The sequence below is a fragment of the Candidatus Methylomirabilota bacterium genome (assembly GCA_036002485.1).
Lineage (GTDB): Bacteria > Methylomirabilota > Methylomirabilia > Rokubacteriales > CSP1-6 > AR37.
Genome location: DASYTI010000076.1, coordinates 1 through 4,844 on the forward strand (window position 1 = coordinate 1; position 4,844 = coordinate 4,844).

The window sequence follows — 4,844 nt, forward strand, 5'->3', positions numbered from 1 at the left end:
GCCATCACCTTCGACCAGGCTCAGAAGGTGATGGCGGGGGCTCAAGCGGAGGCCAAGAAGAACAACTGGAACGTCGTCATCGCCATCGTCGACAGCGGCGGGCATCTGGTCTCGCTCCAGCGGCTCGACAACACGCAGTACGGCAGCATCGACGTCGCCAAGGGCAAGGCCACGACCGCGGTGAGTTTCCGTCGGCCCACCAAGGCCCTCGAGGACGTCATCGCCGGTGGCGGCGTGGGGCTGCGCATCTTGAAGCTGGAGGGCGCCACGCCGCTCGAGGGCGGCATTCCCATCGTGGTGGACGGCAAGATCATCGGCGGGATCGGCGTGTCGGGCGTGACCTCCGCCCAGGACGCGCAGATCGCCAGGGCGGGAGCGGACACCCTCAAGTAGGCGCTCGTCGTCGTTCCGTCGCGGACTCGAGGCCGGGGAGGCCCTCATACAACGCATCAGGCGCTGGCGCGGTCAGGCCCAGGGGCGCAACCGCATGGCGGCCTACCAGGACCTCGTGTGGACCGTGGCGACGTACGACGACCGCTCCGCCGACATCCAGGAGCAGACGCGCCGCGTCCTCGCGGTGCTGGACAAGAACCTCGCCGAGGCCGGGAGCGACAAGACGCGCCTGGTCTCGGCGCAGGTTTTTCTGGCCGACATGACGACCAAGCCGCAGTTCGATGCCGTGTGGAACGAATGGATGGGTCCCGATCCCGACCACTGGCCGCAGCGAGCGTGCGTGGGCGCCACGCTGGCCGGCCACTGTCTGGTCGAGATCATCGTAGTGGCCGCGGCAAGATAGCCGCCGGCATTCAGGATCAAGTCAGGAGGATCAGCCCATGGACGCTTCCGCGGCCGTTCTGTACGAAGTGAACAAGCCTCTCGTCATCGAGGACGTGGAGGTGCTCGAGCCCGGTCCCCACGAGGTGCGCGTGCGCTGGGCGGCCAACGGCGTCTGCCACAGCGACCTGCACGTCATGACGGGCGACTACCCTCACCCGCTTCCTGTCGTCCTCGGTCACGAGGCGGCCGGCGTGGTCGAGAAGATCGGGCCGGGGGTGGAGAGTGTGAAGCCCGGGGATCACGTGTGCTCGAGCTATATCCCCTCGTGCGGGAAATGCTGGTACTGCATAGGCGGCCAGCCCACCATGTGCGCGCTCCGCGACAAGCCCCGGTGGTTCATGCTGGACGGCACGTCGCGCTTCCGCAAGAACGGGCGACCGCTCCACCACTTCCTGCAGGTCTCCGGCTACGCCACCCACTCCGTCCTGCTCGAGGAGAGCGTAATTCCCATCCGCAAGGACGCGCCTCTCGATCTCGCCTGCCTGGTGAGCTGCGGCGTGCTCGCGGGCGCTGGCCCCGTGTTCAACAGGGCCAAGGTGCCGCCGGGGGCCAGCGTGGCCGTGTTCGGGTGCGGCGGGGTCGGGCTCAACACCATCCAGGCGGCGCGGATGGTGGGCGCGGGCAAGATCATCGCCGTCGACGTCAATCCCCAGAAGCTCACGTGGGCGGAGGAGTTCGGGGCAACCCACGTGGTGGACGCCTCCAAGGAGGATCCGGTCGCCCGCGTACAGGCCATCGGCGGCATCGGCGGGGTGGACTTCGCCTTCGAGGTGGTGGGCACCCAGAAGACCATCGAGCAGGCCTTCGCCTCGATCCACCGGGGCGGCACCTGCGTGATCGTGGGCGTCAGCCCGGCCGGCACACGGCTGTCCATCGACCCCGGCATGCTCCTCCAGCAGCGGGTGCTCACGGGCTCCTCGTTCGGAGCCGGGCACCAGCGCACCGACGTGCCGCTCCTCATCGACCTCTTCATGGCGGGCAAGTATCAGCTCAAGGAGCTGGTGACGCGCCGCCTCCCCCTCAAGGAGCTGAACCATGCCTTCGATCTCATGAAGCAGGGCGAGGTGAAGCGCAGCGTGATCGTCTATGAGTAGCAGGCGGCCGCCTGCGGAAGCGGCTAGAGGAGGTCGGGCAGGTCGTCCATCGAGGAGAAAACGCCGCCCCGGGCATCCGCGAGCAGATCAGGGGGCGTGAGGCGGGCGAAGCCGAAGGCGGTCATGCCGGCCGCGTTGGCCGCTTCGACGCCGAGGGGGCTGTCCTCGATGATGGCGCAGCGGGCGGGCACCACGCCCAGGCTGCGCGCCGCGTGCAAGAACAGATCGGGGGCGGGCTTGCCACGCGCGACGTCCTCGGCACTGAAGATCTTCCCCTCGAAGCGTGCGAGCAGGCCCGTGGCCGCGAGGGCCCGACGGATCCGCTCGTGCGTGCCGCTGGAGGCGACACAGGTCGGCAGCGTGATGCGCTCGAGCGCGCGCTCCACGCCGGGAACGGCCGACAGCTTGGTGGCGAAGACCTCGAAGAGGCGCGCGTGATAGCGATCCTCGAGATCGCGGGGCAAGGCGCGGCCGAGCCGCGCTTCCACGAGCTGGCGGATGGTCGTCAGCGAGCGCCCCATGAACTCCGCCATGCATTCCTCACGCGTCATGCCGAGCTCCACGCCCGTTTCGTTCAGCAGCTCCGAGAGGATCTGGTTCGCGTGCCCCTCGCTGTCGACGAGCACACCATCATTGTCGAAGATCACCAGATCGAAGCGGCGCATCGGGCCGGGAGGTCTCAGGCCACTCGATACTGCTTGAGCACGTCGCGGTCGATCTCGATGCCGAGGCCGGGCCCGGTGGGAACATCGACCCATCCCGCGCGGTGCGTGATCCTGGACGAGGCGAGATCGTCCCGGAACGGGTTGAAGGTCTGCTCGAACTCGAGGAGCGGAGGAACGGGCACCAGGCAGGGCGGGCTGTCGGGCAACGAGGCGATGAAGTGCAAGGTGGCGGCGAGCCCGATGGCCGTCCCCCAGGCATGCGGCACGCACTGCACGCCGGCCGCCTGGGCAAGGACGGCGATCTTCTTGCACTCCGTGAGGCCACCCGCCGCGCAGACATCCGGCTGGATGATGTCCATGGCGCGCTTGTCGAGGATGGCGCGGAACGAGAACTTGGTGAACTCGTTCTCTCCGCCCGCCACGGCCAGGTCGAGGGCGCGCGACACCTCGACGTAGCCGTCCAGATCCTCCGGCGAGATCGGCTCCTCGAACCAGTAGACGCCGAGCTTCTCCATCTCGCGCCCGATTTTGATGGCCTGCGGCACGTTGTAGCAGTGGTTCGCGTCGACCATGAGGAGCCGGTCCGGCCCGAGGGCCTCGCGCACGGCGGAGATCCGCGCGAGGTCCTTCTTCATGTCGCCGAGCCCGATCTTCATCTTGACCGCGCGGAACCCCTGCCCCGCGTAGGTGCGCGCCTCCGCGACCGCCTCTTCGGTGACCCGGGCCATATCCTTGAAGTAGAGCCCGGTCGCGTAGGCCTCGATCCGAGGCCGGAAGCATCCACCAAGCAGCTTGTGTACGGGCTTGCCGCAGGCCTTGCCCACGATGTCCCAGAGCGCGATGTCCACGCCGGAGATCCCGGAGATCGTCATGCCGGTCAGGCCATAGTCCTTGACCTTGTTGTAGAGCGCCTCCCAGATGACCTCGACGTCGAAGGGATCGCCGCCGATCACCGACGGCTTGAGCAGGCTATCGACGATCACCTTCGAGACCGGGGCCGGGCCATAGCAGTCGCCCCAGCCGGTGATTCCCTCGTCGGTCTGGATCTCCACGACCAGCGCCCCCTTTGACTTGTAGACCCACCCTCGCGAAGACGTGAAGGGCTCGTCGACGGGAACCGAGAGCTGATGCGTGATGACGTCAGTGATCTTCATGAGGGAGACTCGAGTGGGTCACCGTCCCTTGAACACGGGCGCGCGCTTCTCCACGAAGGCGCGGATGCCCTCGGTGGCATCCTCCGTCTCGAAGCAGATGTTCTGAGCCATCGTCTCCATGTGAAGCGCCCCCTGCAGATCGAGATCCGCGTTGGCGTAGAGCGATCGCTTGGCAAGCCGGATGGCCACGGGCGGGCCGGCGGCGATCCGGCGCGCGAGATCGTAGGCCGCGGGGAGAAGATCCTCCGGCGGCACCACCCGGCTCACGAGGCCGAGCCGGAGCGCCTCGGCGGCGTCGAGCAGATCCCCCGTGAAGATCATCTCGCAGGCCTTGGCCATCCCCACCACGCGAGGCAGGAAATACGTGCCGCCCCAGTCCGGATGCAGTCCGCGCTTGACGAAGGCCTGGGCGAACTTCGCCTCCGTCGAGGCGATGCGAATGTCGCAGCCCAGCGCGAGGTTCATGCCCGCCCCCGCCGCCGCGCCATTGATGGCGGCGATGATGGGCTGGGGTGCCTCGCGCATGGCCAGCAGGGTTTGGTCACGGCCCGGGGCGATCTTCTCGATCAGCGGCCGCTCGCGCGTGCCGGCCTTGGCCTCGCTCATCGCCTTGACGTCCCCGCCCGAGCAGAAGCCTTTGCCGGCTCCGGTGATGACCATCACGCGAACGTCGGAATCGGCGCTCGCGCGGGTCACCGCATCGAAGAGATCTTCCCTCAGGGTGCCGCCGAGCGCGTTGAGGCGCTCGGGGCGGTTCAGGGTCAGGGTGGCGATCCGGTCCTTCACCTCGTAGAGCAGGCATTCATAGGTCATGGGCGCGACTCCTTGGCGGCGGGCGGCCACGGAATCCCCATGGCGTCGAGGCGCCGCAACCGGTCCTGGCCGAGCGTCCGATCCCACGACTCCGCGAGCGCTTCTGCCGTCCACTCCTCCGCCCGGGTCGCCGTCCGCAGGGGGGCGGGGTGCGAGAACACCGTCACCTCGGTGCCGCGCACGCCGATCACCTGGCCCGTGATGTGCGCGGCGCGGTCGCTGGCCAGGAAGGTCACCACGGGCGCGATGGCTTCCGGCGGAGTGGCGGTGGCCATCCCCCG

At 68.2% G+C, this 4,844-nt stretch carries 7 protein-coding genes; 3 read left to right on the forward strand and 4 right to left on the reverse strand.

Annotation, left to right across the window (positions count from 1 at the left end; genetic code table 11):
- Nucleotides 1–3 precede the first annotated feature (3 nt).
- The 3 genes from VGT00_08175 to VGT00_08185 all read left to right on the forward strand — a co-directional run bounded on the left by VGT00_08175 (nt 4) and on the right by VGT00_08185 (nt 1,931).
- Entirely contained in the window at nt 4–393 is a 390-nt protein-coding gene (locus VGT00_08175) for a heme-binding protein (protein ID HEV8531378.1), read from the forward strand.
- A gap of 94 nt (nt 394–487) precedes the next feature.
- Nucleotides 488–796, forward strand: coding sequence for a RidA family protein (locus VGT00_08180; protein ID HEV8531379.1), 309 nt, complete (start codon nt 488–490; stop codon nt 794–796).
- A gap of 37 nt (nt 797–833) precedes the next feature.
- A complete protein-coding gene (locus tag VGT00_08185) occupies nt 834–1,931 on the forward strand; it encodes a Zn-dependent alcohol dehydrogenase (protein ID HEV8531380.1) in 1,098 nt (365 codons plus the stop codon).
- 23 nt (nt 1,932–1,954) lie between these two features.
- Here the strand turns inward: VGT00_08185 and VGT00_08190 are convergent, their stop codons facing one another.
- From VGT00_08190 to VGT00_08205, 4 genes are all read right to left on the reverse strand, one after another.
- The gene (locus VGT00_08190) at nt 1,955–2,596 is read right to left on the reverse strand and encodes an HAD family hydrolase (protein ID HEV8531381.1); all 642 of its coding nucleotides are present in this window, start codon (nt 2,594–2,596) and stop codon (nt 1,955–1,957) included.
- 14 nt (nt 2,597–2,610) lie between these two features.
- Nucleotides 2,611–3,750 (reverse strand): mandelate racemase/muconate lactonizing enzyme family protein, encoded by a 1,140-nt coding sequence (locus VGT00_08195; GenBank protein HEV8531382.1) that lies wholly within the window; start codon nt 3,748–3,750, stop codon nt 2,611–2,613.
- Between the two features lie 18 nt (nt 3,751–3,768).
- The gene (locus VGT00_08200; GenBank protein ID HEV8531383.1) at nt 3,769–4,563 is read right to left on the reverse strand and encodes an enoyl-CoA hydratase-related protein; all 795 of its coding nucleotides are present in this window, start codon (nt 4,561–4,563) and stop codon (nt 3,769–3,771) included.
- Nucleotides 4,560–4,844: hypothetical protein (locus VGT00_08205; GenBank protein HEV8531384.1), on the reverse strand; the 285-nt coding region annotated here is incomplete at its 5' end. The genes VGT00_08205 and VGT00_08200, both read right to left, overlap by 4 nt.

Excerpts from the sequence above, each read along its gene's own strand:
- VGT00_08180 (HEV8531379.1), top strand. The coding sequence starts at position 488 with ATGGCGGCCTACCAGGACCTCGTGTGGACCGTGGCGACGTACGACGAC.
- VGT00_08185 (HEV8531380.1), top strand. The coding sequence starts at position 834 with ATGGACGCTTCCGCGGCCGTTCTGTACGAAGTGAACAAGCCTCTCGTC.
- VGT00_08190 (HEV8531381.1), bottom strand. The coding sequence starts at position 2,596 with ATGCGCCGCTTCGATCTGGTGATCTTCGACAATGATGGTGTGCTCGTC.
- VGT00_08195 (HEV8531382.1), bottom strand. The coding sequence starts at position 3,750 with ATGAAGATCACTGACGTCATCACGCATCAGCTCTCGGTTCCCGTCGAC.
- VGT00_08200 (HEV8531383.1), bottom strand. The coding sequence starts at position 4,563 with ATGACCTATGAATGCCTGCTCTACGAGGTGAAGGACCGGATCGCCACC.